We start from the raw sequence: 14,614 nt of genomic DNA on the forward strand, positions 1-14,614 counted from the left end.
AGTACAGATTGGCGTAAAAATTGGGCTCTGGTGTACGTTTTAGCTAATCTGTATGTTAAAGAAAAGCGTTTTGTGAATCTGTATTCCTTGGCCCCAAATCCGTGAAGATAAAGCCTCTGGCAAGGTGAGGAGGTAGAGGATGGAATTTCACGAGAACAGGGCAAGACAGCCATTTATCGGTTTCGTACTGCTGGTGCGGTTTATCAAAAAATGGTGGCTTCAGGAGCAAACGCGCAGAGCTTTGCAGCGAATGAGCGACGAACAGCTGAAAGACATCGGCCTGCGTCGGGATCAGATCAATTAAAAAGTGCGGTTTTTTTCAGGCATCATTCCTTCTTTGCCCCGGTAAGCGCTGGCGACGCCGGGGAATACATTCACGAAATTTATCAATTGATGCGGCGCGATCGTCCGTTTCTTGATACTTACCCTGATAAGTATTATTTTCTTCTCAACAATGAGAGGAAAACCTGTGACCGAAGACGACCTGTTTGCCCGCCGCCCGTTGGGGATGAGAATGGCCATGGTGGTGCGCCAGTGGCGCGCTATTATTGACTCCGCTATCACCGATACCGGACTCACCCAGTCCAGCTGGACGGTGTTGATGCAACTGCATCAGCTGGGAGACAACGTCTCGGTCAGCGAACTGGCGGAGGTGCAGGGGATTGAACTGCCGCCGCTGATGCGCACCCTCTCGTTACTGGAAAAGCAGGGCTATCTGGTGCGTTCTACATCGCCATATGACAAACGCATTCGCCTGCTGACGCTGACCGCCGAGGGGCGGGCGATTCTGGAAAAACTGAGCTGCGTGATCGAGACCTATCAGGAACGCGTGACTCAGACCATCCCGGAGGCCGACCTCGCCACCTTCAGCGCCACATTAAATCAAATCGCCTGCCGTTTGCGGAATATCCGCGAAGAAGATAACAAGATCTAACACACTATGATGACGCCTGAACAAAAATTTGCCCGCTGGGTACGGGTGAGTATTGCCGCTTTTCTGGGAATATTCGCCTGGTTTATCGTTGCCGATATCTGGATCCCGCTGACGCCGGACTCCACCGTCATGCGCGTGGTGACCCCGGTTTCGTCGCGGGTCTCCGGCTATGTCTCGCACGTTTACGTGCACAACAACAGCCAGGTGAAAAAGGGCGACCTGCTGTATGAGCTCGACCCAACGCCATTCATTAATAAAGTTGAAGCGGCGCAGATCGCCCTCGAGCAGGCGAAACTGAGCAACCAGCAACTGGATGCACAAATCGCCGCCGCCCGCGCCAACCTGCGCACCGCACAGTACACCGCCCGTAACGATAAGGTCACGCTCGATCGCTACCAGCGCCTGAGTACGATGCAGAACGTCTCGCAGTCCGACCTCGATAAGGTGCGGACCACCTGGCAGACCAGCGAGCAGTCGGTCTCGGCGCTGAACGCGCAGATCCAGAACCTGCTGATCCAGCGCGGCGAGCGCGACGATAAGCGCAACGTCACTCTGCAGAAATACCGTAATGCGCTGGAGGAGGCGCAGCTGAACCTGGCCTGGACCCAGGTGCGTGCCGAAACTGATGGTATGGTCAGCAACCTGCAGCTTAACCCGGGGATCTACGCCACCGCGGCGACGGCTGTGCTGGCGCTGGTCAACAACAACACTGACATCGTCGCCGACTTCCGTGAAAAGAGCCTGCGCCACACGGCGGTGAATACCGATGCAGCGGTGGTCTTTGATGCCCTGCCGGGGCAAGTCTTCCCGGCGCACGTCACCAGCAGCGATGCCGGGATTCTGGCGGGGCAGGAGGCGGTGAACGGCCAGCTGTCGCAGCCGGAGCAGTCCACCCGCTGGGTGCGCGACGCACAGCGCATGCGCATTCACGTCGCGCTGGATCAGCCGCTGGCGAAACCGCTGCCGACCGGCGCCCGCGCCACGGTGCAGCTGTACAATAGCGAGGGACCTTTCGCCCGCACCTTCGCCGGCCTGCAGATCCACCTGGTGAGCTGGTTGCACTATGTCTATTAATACCCTGGCGCACGTCTTTACGCCGCACGGCAATATCGTCTACACGGCGAATGATTTTCGCCAGACGGTGCGTATCGCCGTGGCCGGGACGATTGCGCTCAGTATCTCCACCTTCTACGACGTGCAGTACGGCGTATTTTTTGTGGTGTATCCGCTGATGCTGATGTCGCTGGTGCCGGTGTTCAACCGCCATGTCGCCCGCCAGTTTGTGTTCAGCGCGGCGGTGAACTGCGTCGAAATGGTATTGATTGTCGGCTATTTGTCACAGTGGCCGGTGATCATGACCCTGGTGGTGTTCGCCCTGTACGTGATGCGTTTCCGCTTTATGAGCCAGGGGCCGCTGTTTCTGCTGGGGTCGATGGGGGTGGTGTGTCAGAGCACGATGCTCAACTTTATGAGCTATCCCACCAGCAACTGGCACACCCTGATGTTCTCCAATATGGAAGCCTGCGTGCTGGCGGTGGCGCTGAGCGCGCTGCTGCATTACCTGATCCCGGACGTCGAACCGCGCAAGCCGCCGCCGCGCATTGAAAAAGACGCCGCCCGCATTCGCCACGAGTCGCTGCTCTCCGGTACGGTCGCGACGATCATCTTTGTGGTGTTCCAGATCTGCGATCTCAGTGACTCGCTGTCGGCGCTGATGGCCGGGATCCTGATCCTGTTTCCGATGCACTATCGCGGGGCGGTGATCAGCTCGATCTGGCGCGTCGTCGGGGTGGTGCTGGCCTGTCTCTATATTCTGGTGGTGCAACTGATCATCTATGATTTCAGCAACCACATGATCCTGATGATGCCGCTGATTGGTCTCGGGCTGGCCTTCAGCGCCCGCCTGCACGTGATGGAGAAAGTGGGCGCCGGGGTGGGCTTCGCCAGCATCACCACCATCGGCATTATGTTCGGCCAGAATCTGCATCCCTATCAGGATCTGGTATTCAGCGACCTGTACCGCATCACCTCGGTGACGGTCTCGCTGGTGGTGACGCTGACTTTGGTCTTTCTCATGCACCGTCTTCTGAACTGCTTTGCGGCGACGCGCTTTGTGGTGAGTGAATAGGGTCACACCGTCATCGCCCGCTGCGCATCGCGAAAGGCGTTATGGAGTAAGCGCCACATATGGTGCGCAGCGGGGGGAAAGCGGCGGTTCGAGTTGCGTAATAAGTGGCATTGGGCGCTGCTGGCGATCGGATGGTCGATGGGGACCGCCTTTAGTATGCCGTGAGCGATTGCTTCCCGGGCGGCGAATTCGGTCATGAAAGAGATCCCCAGACCGGCCTGGCTCAGGCTCATGGCGGTGGAAAAGAGGTTGCAGCGATAGGCCGGATGAAACTGCCGCCCGGCGGTTTTAAACATGGCGTTCATATGGCGCTGTAGGCCAAAGCTTTCTGTCAGGGCGATCAGGCGATATTGCGTCAGCTCATCGATGGTCACCATTGACTGTCGCGCGATGGGATGCTGCGGAGAGACCACCGCGCAGATGGGCCCCCACTGGAAGCTGTGGCGTTTAAGCTCCGGATTGCCGATGGGGCCGAAGGCGACCGCCATATCCGCTTCACCGCTGGCGATATCGTTGAGCATCTCCTGCATATTGCCGACGCTAATATCAACGAATACGTTCGGCCACGACTGCGAAAACGTGCTCATCACCGACTCGATAAAGGTCGTCACCAACCCCCCGCCAATTCTCACAGAGATGGTGCCGCCACGCATATGGCGTAAATCCTTTAGATGACTCTCCAGCTTTTCCCGCCGCTGGCGGCTTTCGTGGTAATCCTCGGCCAGCAAACGTCCGGCTTCAGTGAGCGCCACATTGCGCCCCTGTCGCTCCAGCAGAGGGAGTTCCAGCGTTCGCTCCAGCTGCGCTATCTGGCGGCTGATAACCGACGGATTAATCCCCAGAATATCAGCGGCCCGCCGAATGCCCCCCTGGATCCCGACTTCGTACAGATAGCTCATGGGACGTTCGTGTAACATCCTGTCTCCCTCCTTTGTTGACTTCAGGTCAACAATAACATCCTTTACCAGACATTTATCATCCCGGCTAGTTATAGATAATCGTGATTCAGGTACATAACAGACAAGGGGAGTCACGGAACGGATTAACTGCCATGGCAATAAACCAGTACCACCGGTGGTTGCCAATAATAAGATATCGATATGCCAGTAAAAATATAAATAAGTGAGGTATATGCCTGTTGCCGGCTTTTCGGGAAAAGAGAGGCACCTTATTTATTGATGGGTTTTTACGTCAAAATAATCAATGCCAAAACCAATACATTGAAAAGCGTCCAAATGGCAAAAGACCAATAAGATATTTCATAATGTGAGGACAGGGTATGAGTGAAAATAAAACGTTGGAACGTTCCTCCGACGACGCGACAAATGAGTGGCGGGTAGGACCTGGAGCATGGATCTCGCTGGTGGTGGTGTTATTAGTCTTCTCCGGGCTGCTGTTTAAAGTGGAAGGGATGGCCTGGCTGGGGGCTTTCGACTTTACCACCCTCGGCGGCGCATTTGGCACGATGAAGACCCCGGAAACTAACACTTTTATCGGCAGCGGCGGCATCAGCGCCAAGGCCGGTTTCTTGTTTGCGCTGTCGCTGGTCCCTACGGTGATGCTGGCGCTGGGGTTGCTGGAAATCTTTACCCATTATGGCGCGATACGTGCAGCGCATAAGCTGCTGACGCCGTTGTTACGCCCGTTACTGGGGATCCCGGGTTATACCGGTCTGGCGTTAATTACCGACCTCCAAAGCACCGATGCCGGGGCCGCGTTGACCAAAGAGCTGTATGACAGCAAAAAAATTAGTCGGAAAGATGTGGTGATTATGGGGGCATGGCAATATTCCGGCGCCGGTCTGATCAATAACTATTTCTCCATTGGCTCAGCGCTTTTCGCATCGTTAACCATCCCTATTATTATTCCGCTGCTGTTAATGTTTGTGTTGAAATTCGTTGGCGCGGCAATCACCCGTCTGGTTTTGAATACGGCCTATAAAGGGGATTTTGATAATGAGTAATTCGGCAAAAGTGGCCAGTAATCCGTTTGATATTTTTGTTATCGGTGCACGTAAAGGATTTAATATCGCCATCAACAACCTGATGCCGAATGTATTAATGGCATATGTGATCGCCGAAATGCTTAATTTGCTCGGGGTGATGCAGTTGATAGGCCAGGTCTGCGCGCCGCTGATGGGCCTGTTTGGCTTACCGGGCGAAGCGATTACCGTGCTGCTCACCTCCTGGCTTTCCGCCTCGGCGGGGACGGGAGTGGCGGTGAGCCTGTTGAGTAAAGGCACCCTCAACGTGGCGGACGTCACCATCCTGATCCCGGCCATCTTCCTGATGGGTTCGCAACTACAGTATATGGGGCGGCTGCTTGGGGTGGCGGATGTACCGAAAAAATACTGGCCGCTGCTGATGGCGGTGAGCATTATCAACGCCGTCATCGCCATGCTGGTCATGCGCGTGATGGCATAATGAAAGGCAAGGAGTCAGTCGTGTCGCGAACGTTAGAGCATTTCAATTATCTGCACCAAATACCTGAGCTGGGCTTTGAGGAGTACAAAACCTCGGCTTACATCGGCGACGCCCTGGCGGCGGCAGGGTTCCGGGTTCACCGCAACGTTGGCGGGACGACCGGGATTGTCGCCGAAATCGATAGCGGGGAACCGGGGCCAGTGGTGGCGCTACGGGCAGATATGGATGCGCTGGGCCATATTATCGATGGCCGCTTAGAGGCCCGTCATACCTGCGGTCATGATGGCCACTCGTCGGTGGTATTAACCGCCGCCGAAGAGATCCTCGCCGAGGGGCTGGTAAAGCGTGGGAAGTTAAAAGTGCTTTTTCAGCCTGCTGAAGAGCTGGGGACGGGCGCGATCGCTTTAACGGAGGCCGGGGTACTGGATGACGTAGAGATGCTGTTCGGCTTCCATCTCCGGCCGCTGGAAGAGTGTCCGATGGGCCAGGCGGTACCGGCAATGTACTATTCCGCTTCGGCGACGGTGATGGTGGATTTTCACGGCAAAGCCGCTCACGCCGCTCGTCCGCATCTGGGCATTAACGCGCTGGATGCCGCCTCGCATGCAGTACAGGCGGTGAACGGTATCCATCTGGCGCCGTCGCTTACCTGGAGCGCGAAAGCGACGCGCTTTCTTTGCGATGCGGGCGTCACCAATTCGGTGCCGGCGAAAGCGCACGTTTGTTGGGATCTGCGCTGCGAGGAAAATGACGGCATGGCGACACTCAAAGAACGCGTGGTCAGGGCTATCGAGAGTAGCGCAGCAGCATATGGCGCCAGCGTCGACATCCGGGTAGTCAAAGAGATGCCGGCGGCGATTATCGACGCAGAAGCCACGGCTATCATAAGCCAGGCAATATGCGAAACCTTTGGCGAGGCAGGCTTAACGACCGCGAAGAGTACGCCGGGCAGCGAAGATTTTTTCCACTATTTGCGTCTGCGCCCGGCGGTGAAAGGTGGCTTCTGGGGACTGGGCTGCAACCTGCTGCCGGGCCTGCATCATCCGGAAATGCATTTCGATCGCACCGCGCTGGCGGATGGCGTGCGGGTATTCAAATCCTGCGTTCGCCAGCTGTTGGGCTGAAGCTAAGCTGCCAGCCCCCGGGTAGCGGCTTACGCCTTACCCGGGCTACGGTTGGGCATTTTGTCGGTAGCCCCGGTAAGCGTAAGCGCTACCGGGGAAGCGTCCCGGATGTCGGCTAACGCCTCATCCGGGCTACCGCGGTGCGCATAGGTCGCCAACAGGTGATAGTCATTTCCGGCGACGCGAAACAGGGCTGCCGTTTCGCCGGGTATAACCCATCGTTGCTCATCGCCTGGCATGCAGCTCAGGTAAATGCACAGCCCGCAGCCGCTGCGCAGCTGGCGCGGAATATCCTTCACCTCGAAGGTCATTCCCGCCGCCTGCAGGGCTTTGCGCATCCGCACCACCCCCACCGTGGAATGAAATAAAAACAGGAAGGTTGTCATCCGCGCCTCCGCTGGCGCTGGCCGATCAGCGCTGCGCCGATCGCCCCGGCAAACTGGGCGTCGGGATGGGTTGTCACCGCCATGCCGACATGGCTTTCCAGCATCCGGGCAAAGGTGGCGCAGTGGCTGACGCCGCCGGTAAACAGCAGTGGTCCCTGCGCCGATAAGCGGCCAATAAAGTTCGCGCTGCGCCGGGCCATGGCGTTAATCACCCCGGCCAGAATCGCCTCCGGCACGACGCCTGCCGACCGCAGGCTAATGACCTCCGATTCGGCAAACACCGTGCACATGCTGGTAATCGCATGCGGCTCGACGTCTGCAGTGATGCTGTCGAGTTGTTCGACGCTGGCGCCAAGCGTCCGTGAAATGACGTCCAGAAAGCGGCCGGTGCCGGCGGCGCATTTATCATTCATCAGGAAGTCGCTGAGATTGCCCTCGGCGTCCAGCTGGATGACTTTGCTGTCCTGGCCGCCGATGTCAATCACCGTGCGGGTGTCCGGCGCCAGCAGGCGAGCGCCGAGGCCGTGACAAGAGATCTCCGTCACCTGCTTATCGGCAAAATCCACCAGCTGGCGACCATAGCCGGTGAGGGTTAAAAAAGGCGTCTCCGTGAGGCCAGCGCGTAGCGTTTCCCAGGCCTTATGGATGGCGTCGGCGGGGCGAAAGGGAGTGGGGCAGAGGAAGCGGCGTACAATGACGCCGTCTGCCAGCAGGATGCCTTTTGTGGCGGTGGAGCCGGAATCAATGCCAACCGTATAGTTCACGCGAGCTCCTTACAACATTTCGATAAAGGCGGCGACGCGGGTGCTGAGCTGGCCGAGGTCCGCCGTCGAATAGTCTGTTTCTATCGCCATATAAGGAAGGTCGTGCTGCTGGCGCAGATGGCGTTTAATCGCCAGCGATTCCACGGCATAGGTATGGCAGGCCTGCAGAATGACGTCGATCACCCCGTCGGCCTGATACTCCTCCACCATCTGGCTCAGCAGCTGCAGACGCTGGTCGTTGGGGGAGATACAGGAGCAGCCGATGGCGAGATATTTATCGGTTAAGGCGTCGTAGACGTCACCCTCTTCCGCCACGCAGCGCTCGGTGGCTTTCGCGCCGGTGCAGTTCTCATAGCCGACCACCCAGCCGCCGTTTTCCTCGATGGCGCGGACCACTTTTTCCGCCGCGCCGCCGATCGGGCAGCCGGTGATCAGGATCCGCGGACGAGGTTCCAGCCGTTTACCCTGCCGCCACTCCTGATGGATGCGCTCCGCCATGGCATGCAGTTCATCAATCAGGGTGGTTTTGTCGAAACGGAAGGTGGCGCCATACACCACTTTCAGGATGTCGCCGCCGCTGAGCGCCGGCGGATTGAGTTGCCCGAGACGATAAAAGTGGGCCAGCGCCCGGCGCTCGCGATTTTTCAACACGATGGCTTCGCGTAGCGCCGCCTCGCTAATCGGCGTGCCAAACCGGGTCTCAATCACCTGCTGCAGGCGCAGGATCTCCGTTTTCCACAGCGTGCGGGAAGCGGCGTCGCTGGCGCTGTTCGGCAACTGCATGACGTGGACCGCCTTGAACTCGGCCATGTACTCGTACATCTTCTTTTTACCGTCGCAGGTGGTTTCCCCAACCACCAGGTCAGAGAAATAGAAGTACGGGCATTTATCGGTTTTGCCGAAGCCATAGCTGCTTTTGATAAGCGGGCAGAGGTTGCGCGGCAGATCTTTTTCCGCTTCCTCGATGGTTTCATCGGAGGTGGAGCACAGTGAAACGACAATGGCGCCCGCCGCCATGGCGATCTCCTGAGGCATAAAGGTGCAGTAGGTGCCCACCAGCGGCACGTTCTGCTCTTTAAGATCCATGACGGTGAGAAAGCCCTTCTGGCGAGCTTCTGAGAACTGGTCAAAAATGGCGGGTAGATCGGTGATAAGCGACATGATTTTCCTTCCCCGTACACGGGAGATGCTGAAAGAGTCGCCATTATAGCCCTGTTGTTTGTGAGCTTTTATTGATCTCCTGCGTCTGCGCGCGGCGTTAATAGACCTTCTTCAAATCCATCTCTTCCTGGATCCGCTCGCTCCACGCCAGATGGGTGCGGATAGCCTCTTCGATACCGGCGTTGTAAAACAGCGGCCCCAGCTCTTTGGCGATAAAGTCGACAAAAAACTCGGCGTCAAACTGCTCCAGCTCGAGGTTGAAGGTCTCTTCGCAGTACTTGCTGAGCTTATCGCGCAGCAGGTCGCGCTGTGCCGGGCTGAGTTCAATGTCGTTCATGATGGAGCTTTCTCCGTAAAAGGGCTCACGACTGCCGGGCTTCGATCACCGCTTGCCCACACTGGCGCTGATGGCGTAACAGTCCGGCCAGGCAGCAGGCGGCGACGATCCCGGCGGCCACCGCCAACAGGTGGAAGGGGAGTCTGCCGCCATGGAACCACAGCCAGCGCGCGCCTTCAATCGATAACGCGCTGACGCTGAGGATCACGATATTCAGCGAGGCGGAGACCGTGCCTTTCGGCAGGTCGTTGGAAAAGAGGGTAAAGCGAAACAGCGTCGGGAAAATCAGCCCGATGCCGAAGGCGTAGAAGCAGGTGCCGAGCACTGACCACAGCCAGACGTGCGGCCATATCAGATTCCCAACGATCAGGATGGCCAGGCCGAGCATTTGTATCGGGACCGCGCTGAGCACAAAGCGCGGGCGGGTGGGATCTTTTACCCAGCGCGCCACCGACAGATTAGCGATGATGACGGCGCTGAAGACCGGCACCTGGCTCCAGGCGAACTCGCTGGTGGTCAGCCCGCCGGCGTCCATTAAAATCACTGGCGATACCGCCACCCAGCTCATCAGCGGAATATAGCTCAGCGACAGCGTGGCGGCGCCGAGTAAAAAGATGCGGTTACGAAAGACGGCGCGGAAATCGCGCAGCACGCCGGGCAGGCTGAATGGCACATCGCCGCGGCGCACCGTCTCCGGCATGGTCAACAGCAGGCCGAGCCAGGCCACCAGCCCCATGGCGGCGATGATGCCGAACAGCGCTTTCCAGTGGATGAAATGCATCAGCGCCGCGCCGGAGAGCGGGCCGACGATCGGCGCCACCAGCACGACGGAGGTGATCACCGCCATCAGCCTGATCGATCTTTTTTCCTCAAAGGCCTCCTGCACGGTGACGTAGCCGACGGTGGCGATAAAGCAGATGCTGGTGCCCTGCACGAAGCGGGCAATCAGGAACTGGGTCATGGAGGTGGTGAACAACGTCGCCAGGCACGCGAGGGTGAAAATCAGCGCGCCGGTGAGCAGTACCGGACGCCGTCCGATCCGGTCAGAGAGCGGCCCCAACAGCCATTGCAGCGCCATGCCGCCGGCCATATACAGGCTCACCGAGGCAGGAGCCAGCGCCACATCGGCATTGAAATCCCGCACCACGTGGAGGATCCCCGGCTGGATCAGGTCGGTAGTAAGATAGGCTGAAAAATCATACAGAATGAGCGCCGCCGGGAAGAACAGCGCGGCGGCGTGGCGGGTCAGCCAGTGGGAAATCCGGTGCATCATTTCTCCCTCCCTGTGGAATATTTATCAGCGCTATTGTTCGGATAGTATCATTGCTAACCAATATGCAGATGCAGCAGCGAGGGGATCTGCGAGAGCAGCCACAACATCAGGCCGATGGTCCCCCCCACCAGGGTGCCGTTGATGCGGATAAACTGCAGATCTTTACCGATATTGAGCTCGATCTGCCGCGACATATCGCGGGCGTCCCAGCTCTTCACCGTGTCGCTGATATGGCGGGTGAGGAAGGCGGCGAACTCCGGCGCCACCCGGTGCGCCGCCTGTTCCAGGTGTTCGTTAAGCGATTCGCGCAGGGCGTCGTCGCGGAGTAAGGTTTCACCGAACCACTGGCCAGCCTCGGCGATGCGCTGCTTAATACGTGAGTCATCGCTGCTGATATCGTTTTTTACCCAGCTGCGCAGGTCGCCCCACACTTCACCGAGATAGCGGTTAAAGGTCTCATCATTTTTCAGATATGCTTTGATGTTCTCGGCCTTCTGCGCCATGAGCGGGTCGGATTTCAGGTTGTCGATAAGCTTCTGCACCGCGTGGTCGAAGGCCTGGCGGATCTGGTGGGTACGGTCATGGCTCACCTCGTCCAGCAGGGTATTCACCGCATCGGTGACCATCTCGGCGCTGTGCTCGCCGAGCCACTCGGTGGGTAACAGTTTGGCCTTCAGCGGGTGCTCGGTCTCCAGCCAGCGCACGATGCCGCGGGCGATAAAGGCGCGGGAGTTGTCCCGCTGCAGCAGGGCGATAAGCTGGCTTATCAGCGAATCCAGCAGCTTCTGGTGGCGATTGTCGCGGGTCATTCCCTCCAGCATCATGGCGCTGGTCTGCGTCAGGTCGACTTTATCGATCGCCTTATGTACCGCGCGGCGCAGCAGGCGCTGAATGCGCGCGTCGTCGGTCAGTTCAAGAAAACCGCTCATCACCTGCAGCAGATGCTGGCCGACCCGCCGGGCATTCTCCGGCTGGCTGAACCAGTTGCCGAGCATCAGGGCTGGCTCATAGCGGCGGATCAACGCGACCAGCGACGGGGTATCGAGGAACTTCTCCTCGACAAAGCGGCCAAGATTATCGGCGATGCGGTCTTTGTTACGCGGGATAATCGCCGTATGGCGGGCGACAAAGGGCAGCGGAATACGACGAAACAACGCGACCACCGCAAACCAGTCGGCCAGCGCCCCGACCATCGCCGCTTCGGAAATGGCCTTTAGCGCGCTGACCCACGGCGTCGGCGGCAGCAGCAGGGTGGTGATAAATAGCGCGGCGGCGATCAGCAGCAGCGACAGCGCCAGCAGTTTGGCGCGTTTGAGTTCAGCGAGTTTTTCCATAAACTTAAGCATATAACCTGACGGCGAGGTCGTGCAAAAATCGCCAGATAATCCACAGACCGAAGATCATCAGGACCGCCCCTGCCGCCCGCTCGACTCGCCAGACGATGGCGCCCAGGCGGCGCTGTACCTGCGGCAGCGCAATCGCACTCACCAGCAATAAATCCCAGAAGAACACCACGCTGACCATCCACAACCCGCTCACCGTTTGCTGCAGCAGGGTGACCGCCGGCCCGAGCAGGGAAGTCATCAGCGCCAGATAAAACAGAGCGTTTTTGGGGTTGAGCAGCGATGACCCCAGCCCGAGCAGCAGCTGCCTGCCGAACCCCGGACGCGATGCGCGAATGCTCTCCACCGCCAGCGTCGCGGGACGGCTGCGTATCAGCAGGCTGCCAACCCACAGTAAATAGCCCGCCCCCAACAGCTCAATGAGCAAAAACAGCAGCGGCGCCTGGCGCAGAAGCCCCCAGCCGACGATGGCGAGAACAATATACAGCGCATTGCCGGCGGCGATGCCGAGACACAATCCGATGCTGCCGCGGATCCGGTAGCGCACGGCGTAGCCGACCAGCAGAAAAAAATCAGGGCCCGGGCTGAGCAGAGCGACAAAGTGAGACAGGGCTAGCGCCGGGAAGGCGGCGGGAAAGAGCGTCGATAAGGTATGCATAGTGGCCTCGATAATGGTACTGAGGCCACCCTAAGCGAAGTGCCGTATTACTTATTGTCGGATATTGATCTGCTGTGCGCATATTGCCGCGGCGTGGCGGCGGTATAGCTGACAAAGGTTTTATGGAAATGGCTCTGATCGGCAAAGCCAGCCTGATAGCCGACATCGGCAATAGGGTCCCCGGCGCGTAAACGCGTTTTCGCATATTCGATGCGCGCCATGTTGATCAAACTGGCGGGTGTCAGGCCGGTATCCTGTTTCACGGCGCGGATAACGGTCTCTTTACGAAGCGCGCTGTCGTGGGCCAGCTTATCCAGCGACGGCGGCGCTGGCAGATCTGTCGCCAGGCGCTGAAACAGCAGGGCGCTGGCGTGATGTGGCGCCTGCGGCGCGGTGGCGCACAGCGGCAGCGCGTGCAGGAGTTGCGCCAGCCGGGCGGGCAGTTGTTCAAGGCTCCCGCGGCTCATCAGGGCGACAACCTGCTGGAAACAGGCAAAGAGAGGGCTGTCGCGCAACAGTGGCTGCGGCGAGGCGATACTGGCGCCAGGGGGAATATCCGGGCGCTGCGCGTGGCACCATGCCGCCTCCAGGTACAGCATATGATAGCTGCGCGGCCTGTCATGCAGCGGATTACAGCTATGCGGCGCGTGCGGGGGGATCACGATCAGATCCCCGGGCTGCAGGAGATATTCCTCACCATTGCACAGGCAGCGCGTTTCCCCCTCGATAATCGCCCCCACCGAGAGCTGCGGGTGGCTGTGGCGTTTGTAGGCCTGGCGGCTGCGCCAGGTGCTGCGCAGCTCCAGCCACGGTAGACGATCGTCTCGCCAGAAGGTTTGGGGGATATCTCGGGTATGGTTCACCGCATCGACCTTTGCTGAGGAGGGAGAGGTCGTTTATAGCATGCTGCGCGGAGGCTGTCGCCCGCCTGGATTTGCGTACCGCCTCGAAAAAGGATGTCGCGCTTGCAGTCCGGGGAAATCTATTTTCGTGGCGGTGCGTAAAGGTTGTATTGCCCGGGTGTCAGAAACATTCCGAGCGCGTAGAGTCCCTGCAGGATAAGCAGGCAGGGATGAGCCGATGGCAAAGGGTACCACCTCGACGCCGCATGATGCGGTGTTTAAACAGTTTCTCACTCAGGCCGACACCGCGCGTGATTTCCTGGCGATCCATTTACCGCCTGCGCTGCGTCAGCGCTGCGACCTCGATACCTTACAGCTGGAATCGGCAAGCTTTATCGAGGAGAGCCTGCGGGCCTGGTACTCCGATGTGCTGTGGTCACTCAAAACCGCGTCTGGCGAGGGCTACATTTATGTGGTTATCGAACATCAGAGCTCGCCGGACGCGCAGATGGCTTTTCGCCTGATGCGCTATGCCATCGCCGCGATGCAGCGCCATCTTGATGGCGGTCATACCAGACTGCCGCTGGTGGTGCCGATGCTGTTCTATCACGGAGCGACCACGCCATACCCGTGGTCGCTCAGCTGGCTGGACTGTTTTGCCGATCCGCAGCTGGCGAGGGCGCTTTATATCTCGCCCTTTCCGCTGGTGGATGTCACGGTGATCCCCGACGATGAGATCGTTCGCCACCGGCGCGTGGCATTACTCGAGCTGATACAGAAGCATATTCGCCAGCGCGATTTAATGGGCATTGTTGAGCAACTGACGACGATTTTACTTAGCGGGGACGCTAATGACAGACAGCTAAAAACGCTGTTTAATTATCTGCTGCAGACTGGCAACGCGCGCCGCTTTGGCCGGTTTATCCACGAAGTGGCGCAACGGGTTCCTCAGCACAGGGAGAGATTGATGACCATCGCCGAAAGATTACAGGAAGTGGGCCGCAGAAAAGGCAAACGGGAAGGCCGGCAAGAAGGATGGCAACAAGGCAGACAAGAAGGACAGCATGCCGAGGCGCTGCGCATTGCACAGAGGATGCTGGACGACGGTATTGCCCGCGAGACGGTGGTGAAAATCACTGGCCTGGCCGCCGACGAGATCGCCACGCTGGAACATTGATAACGCCGGGGCGGCCTGAAGGTAGCCCCGGTTAGCCTCTTTATGGAATATTCCGGATATACCT

16 protein-coding genes and 1 pseudogene are annotated in these 14,614 nt (G+C 58.6%); 8 read left to right on the forward strand and 9 right to left on the reverse strand.

Features of this window, described 5'->3' with window-relative positions; genetic code table 11:
• Positions 1 to 139 precede the first annotated feature (139 nt).
• The 4 genes from SPE70_RS02810 (at position 140) to SPE70_RS02825 (ending at position 3,062) form a co-directional block, all read left to right on the forward strand.
• Complete coding sequence (locus tag SPE70_RS02810; protein WP_008807599.1) at positions 140 to 304, forward strand: DUF1127 domain-containing protein; 165 nt, start codon at positions 140 to 142, stop codon at positions 302 to 304.
• 165 nt (positions 305 to 469) lie between these two features.
• Complete coding sequence (locus SPE70_RS02815) at positions 470 to 934, forward strand: MarR family winged helix-turn-helix transcriptional regulator (protein ID WP_008807598.1); 465 nt, start codon at positions 470 to 472, stop codon at positions 932 to 934.
• Between the two features lie 6 nt (positions 935 to 940).
• On the forward strand, positions 941 to 2,008 hold the full coding sequence (locus tag SPE70_RS02820) for an HlyD family secretion protein (protein ID WP_008807597.1): 1,068 nt from the start codon (positions 941 to 943) through the stop codon (positions 2,006 to 2,008).
• Positions 1,998 to 3,062: a DUF2955 domain-containing protein gene (locus SPE70_RS02825; RefSeq protein WP_008807596.1), complete on the forward strand. Its 1,065-nt coding sequence runs from the start codon at positions 1,998 to 2,000 to the stop codon at positions 3,060 to 3,062. The genes SPE70_RS02820 and SPE70_RS02825 overlap by 11 nt, the downstream gene beginning before the upstream one ends.
• 2 nt (positions 3,063 to 3,064) lie before the next feature.
• Here SPE70_RS02825 and SPE70_RS02830 read toward each other — a convergent pair whose 3' ends face one another.
• A complete protein-coding gene (locus SPE70_RS02830; protein ID WP_008807595.1) occupies positions 3,065 to 3,979 on the reverse strand; it encodes a LysR family transcriptional regulator in 915 nt (304 codons plus the stop codon).
• A gap of 362 nt (positions 3,980 to 4,341) precedes the next feature.
• Here SPE70_RS02830 and SPE70_RS02835 point away from each other — a divergent pair, with 362 nt between their 5' ends.
• The 3 genes from SPE70_RS02835 to SPE70_RS02845 are packed head-to-tail and all read left to right on the forward strand — an operon-like array spanning position 4,342 to position 6,609.
• Positions 4,342 to 5,025 (forward strand): nucleoside recognition domain-containing protein, encoded by a 684-nt coding sequence (locus SPE70_RS02835; RefSeq protein ID WP_008807594.1) that lies wholly within the window; start codon positions 4,342 to 4,344, stop codon positions 5,023 to 5,025.
• Positions 5,018 to 5,485, forward strand: a complete 468-nt coding sequence (locus SPE70_RS02840; RefSeq protein WP_008807593.1) for a YjiG family protein — start codon at positions 5,018 to 5,020, stop codon at positions 5,483 to 5,485. The genes SPE70_RS02835 and SPE70_RS02840 overlap by 8 nt, the downstream gene beginning before the upstream one ends.
• A gap of 20 nt (positions 5,486 to 5,505) precedes the next feature.
• Positions 5,506 to 6,609: a M20 peptidase aminoacylase family protein gene (locus SPE70_RS02845; protein WP_023297005.1), complete on the forward strand. Its 1,104-nt coding sequence runs from the start codon at positions 5,506 to 5,508 to the stop codon at positions 6,607 to 6,609.
• A 134-nt stretch (positions 6,610 to 6,743) separates the two neighbouring features.
• Here the strand turns inward: SPE70_RS02845 and SPE70_RS02850 are convergent.
• From SPE70_RS02850 to SPE70_RS02885, 8 genes and pseudogenes are all read right to left on the reverse strand, one after another.
• Positions 6,744 to 6,995 (reverse strand): annotated as a pseudogene (locus SPE70_RS02850) (DUF3343 domain-containing protein); the annotation flags it as partial.
• Positions 6,992 to 7,759: a putative 2-hydroxyacyl-CoA dehydratase activator YjiL gene (yjiL, locus tag SPE70_RS02855; RefSeq protein ID WP_324726468.1), complete on the reverse strand. Its 768-nt coding sequence runs from the start codon at positions 7,757 to 7,759 to the stop codon at positions 6,992 to 6,994. The pseudogene SPE70_RS02850 and the gene yjiL, both read right to left, overlap by 4 nt.
• A gap of 9 nt (positions 7,760 to 7,768) precedes the next feature.
• On the reverse strand, positions 7,769 to 8,920 hold the full coding sequence (locus SPE70_RS02860) for a double-cubane-cluster-containing anaerobic reductase (RefSeq protein WP_064170637.1): 1,152 nt from the start codon (positions 8,918 to 8,920) through the stop codon (positions 7,769 to 7,771).
• Between the two features lie 97 nt (positions 8,921 to 9,017).
• On the reverse strand, positions 9,018 to 9,257 hold the full coding sequence (locus tag SPE70_RS02865; protein ID WP_008807589.1) for a DUF2164 domain-containing protein: 240 nt from the start codon (positions 9,255 to 9,257) through the stop codon (positions 9,018 to 9,020).
• Positions 9,258 to 9,282: 25 nt separating this feature from the next.
• Positions 9,283 to 10,530, reverse strand: a complete 1,248-nt coding sequence (gene mdtM, locus SPE70_RS02870) for a multidrug efflux MFS transporter MdtM (RefSeq protein WP_012969015.1) — start codon at positions 10,528 to 10,530, stop codon at positions 9,283 to 9,285.
• A 53-nt stretch (positions 10,531 to 10,583) separates the two neighbouring features.
• Entirely contained in the window at positions 10,584 to 11,876 is a 1,293-nt protein-coding gene (locus tag SPE70_RS02875; RefSeq protein WP_012969014.1) for a DUF445 domain-containing protein, read from the reverse strand.
• The gene (locus tag SPE70_RS02880; RefSeq protein WP_008807586.1) at positions 11,869 to 12,531 is read right to left on the reverse strand and encodes a LysE family translocator; all 663 of its coding nucleotides are present in this window, start codon (positions 12,529 to 12,531) and stop codon (positions 11,869 to 11,871) included. The genes SPE70_RS02875 and SPE70_RS02880 overlap by 8 nt, the downstream gene beginning before the upstream one ends.
• Before the next feature lie 47 nt (positions 12,532 to 12,578).
• Positions 12,579 to 13,394 (reverse strand): AraC family transcriptional regulator, encoded by an 816-nt coding sequence (locus SPE70_RS02885; protein ID WP_012969012.1) that lies wholly within the window; start codon positions 13,392 to 13,394, stop codon positions 12,579 to 12,581.
• 217 nt (positions 13,395 to 13,611) lie between these two features.
• On the opposite strand from SPE70_RS02885, the gene SPE70_RS02890 reads away from it, so the two are divergent.
• Complete coding sequence (locus SPE70_RS02890; protein WP_324726469.1) at positions 13,612 to 14,550, forward strand: Rpn family recombination-promoting nuclease/putative transposase; 939 nt, start codon at positions 13,612 to 13,614, stop codon at positions 14,548 to 14,550.
• Positions 14,551 to 14,614 lie beyond the last annotated feature (64 nt).

Origin of the sequence: Klebsiella sp. ZJOU C1 (assembly GCF_035620215.1) — a bacterium.
GTDB classification, from domain to species: domain Bacteria; phylum Pseudomonadota; class Gammaproteobacteria; order Enterobacterales; family Enterobacteriaceae; genus Klebsiella; species Klebsiella variicola.

What these genes read in the sequence shown, in the direction of transcription:
- SPE70_RS02835 (WP_008807594.1), top strand. Translation starts at nt 4,342, where the DNA reads ATGAGTGAAAATAAAACGTTGGAACGTTCCTCCGACGACGCGACAAAT.
- SPE70_RS02810 (WP_008807599.1), top strand. Translation starts at nt 140, where the DNA reads ATGGAATTTCACGAGAACAGGGCAAGACAGCCATTTATCGGTTTCGTA.
- SPE70_RS02840 (WP_008807593.1), top strand. Translation starts at nt 5,018, where the DNA reads ATGAGTAATTCGGCAAAAGTGGCCAGTAATCCGTTTGATATTTTTGTT.
- mdtM (WP_012969015.1), bottom strand. Translation starts at nt 10,530, where the DNA reads ATGATGCACCGGATTTCCCACTGGCTGACCCGCCACGCCGCCGCGCTG.
- SPE70_RS02860 (WP_064170637.1), bottom strand. Translation starts at nt 8,920, where the DNA reads ATGTCGCTTATCACCGATCTACCCGCCATTTTTGACCAGTTCTCAGAA.
- SPE70_RS02865 (WP_008807589.1), bottom strand. Translation starts at nt 9,257, where the DNA reads ATGAACGACATTGAACTCAGCCCGGCACAGCGCGACCTGCTGCGCGAT.
- SPE70_RS02875 (WP_012969014.1), bottom strand. Translation starts at nt 11,876, where the DNA reads ATGCTTAAGTTTATGGAAAAACTCGCTGAACTCAAACGCGCCAAACTG.
- SPE70_RS02830 (WP_008807595.1), bottom strand. Translation starts at nt 3,979, where the DNA reads ATGTTACACGAACGTCCCATGAGCTATCTGTACGAAGTCGGGATCCAG.
- SPE70_RS02825 (WP_008807596.1), top strand. Translation starts at nt 1,998, where the DNA reads ATGTCTATTAATACCCTGGCGCACGTCTTTACGCCGCACGGCAATATC.
- SPE70_RS02880 (WP_008807586.1), bottom strand. Translation starts at nt 12,531, where the DNA reads ATGCATACCTTATCGACGCTCTTTCCCGCCGCCTTCCCGGCGCTAGCC.
- SPE70_RS02890 (WP_324726469.1), top strand. Translation starts at nt 13,612, where the DNA reads ATGGCAAAGGGTACCACCTCGACGCCGCATGATGCGGTGTTTAAACAG.
- SPE70_RS02820 (WP_008807597.1), top strand. Translation starts at nt 941, where the DNA reads ATGATGACGCCTGAACAAAAATTTGCCCGCTGGGTACGGGTGAGTATT.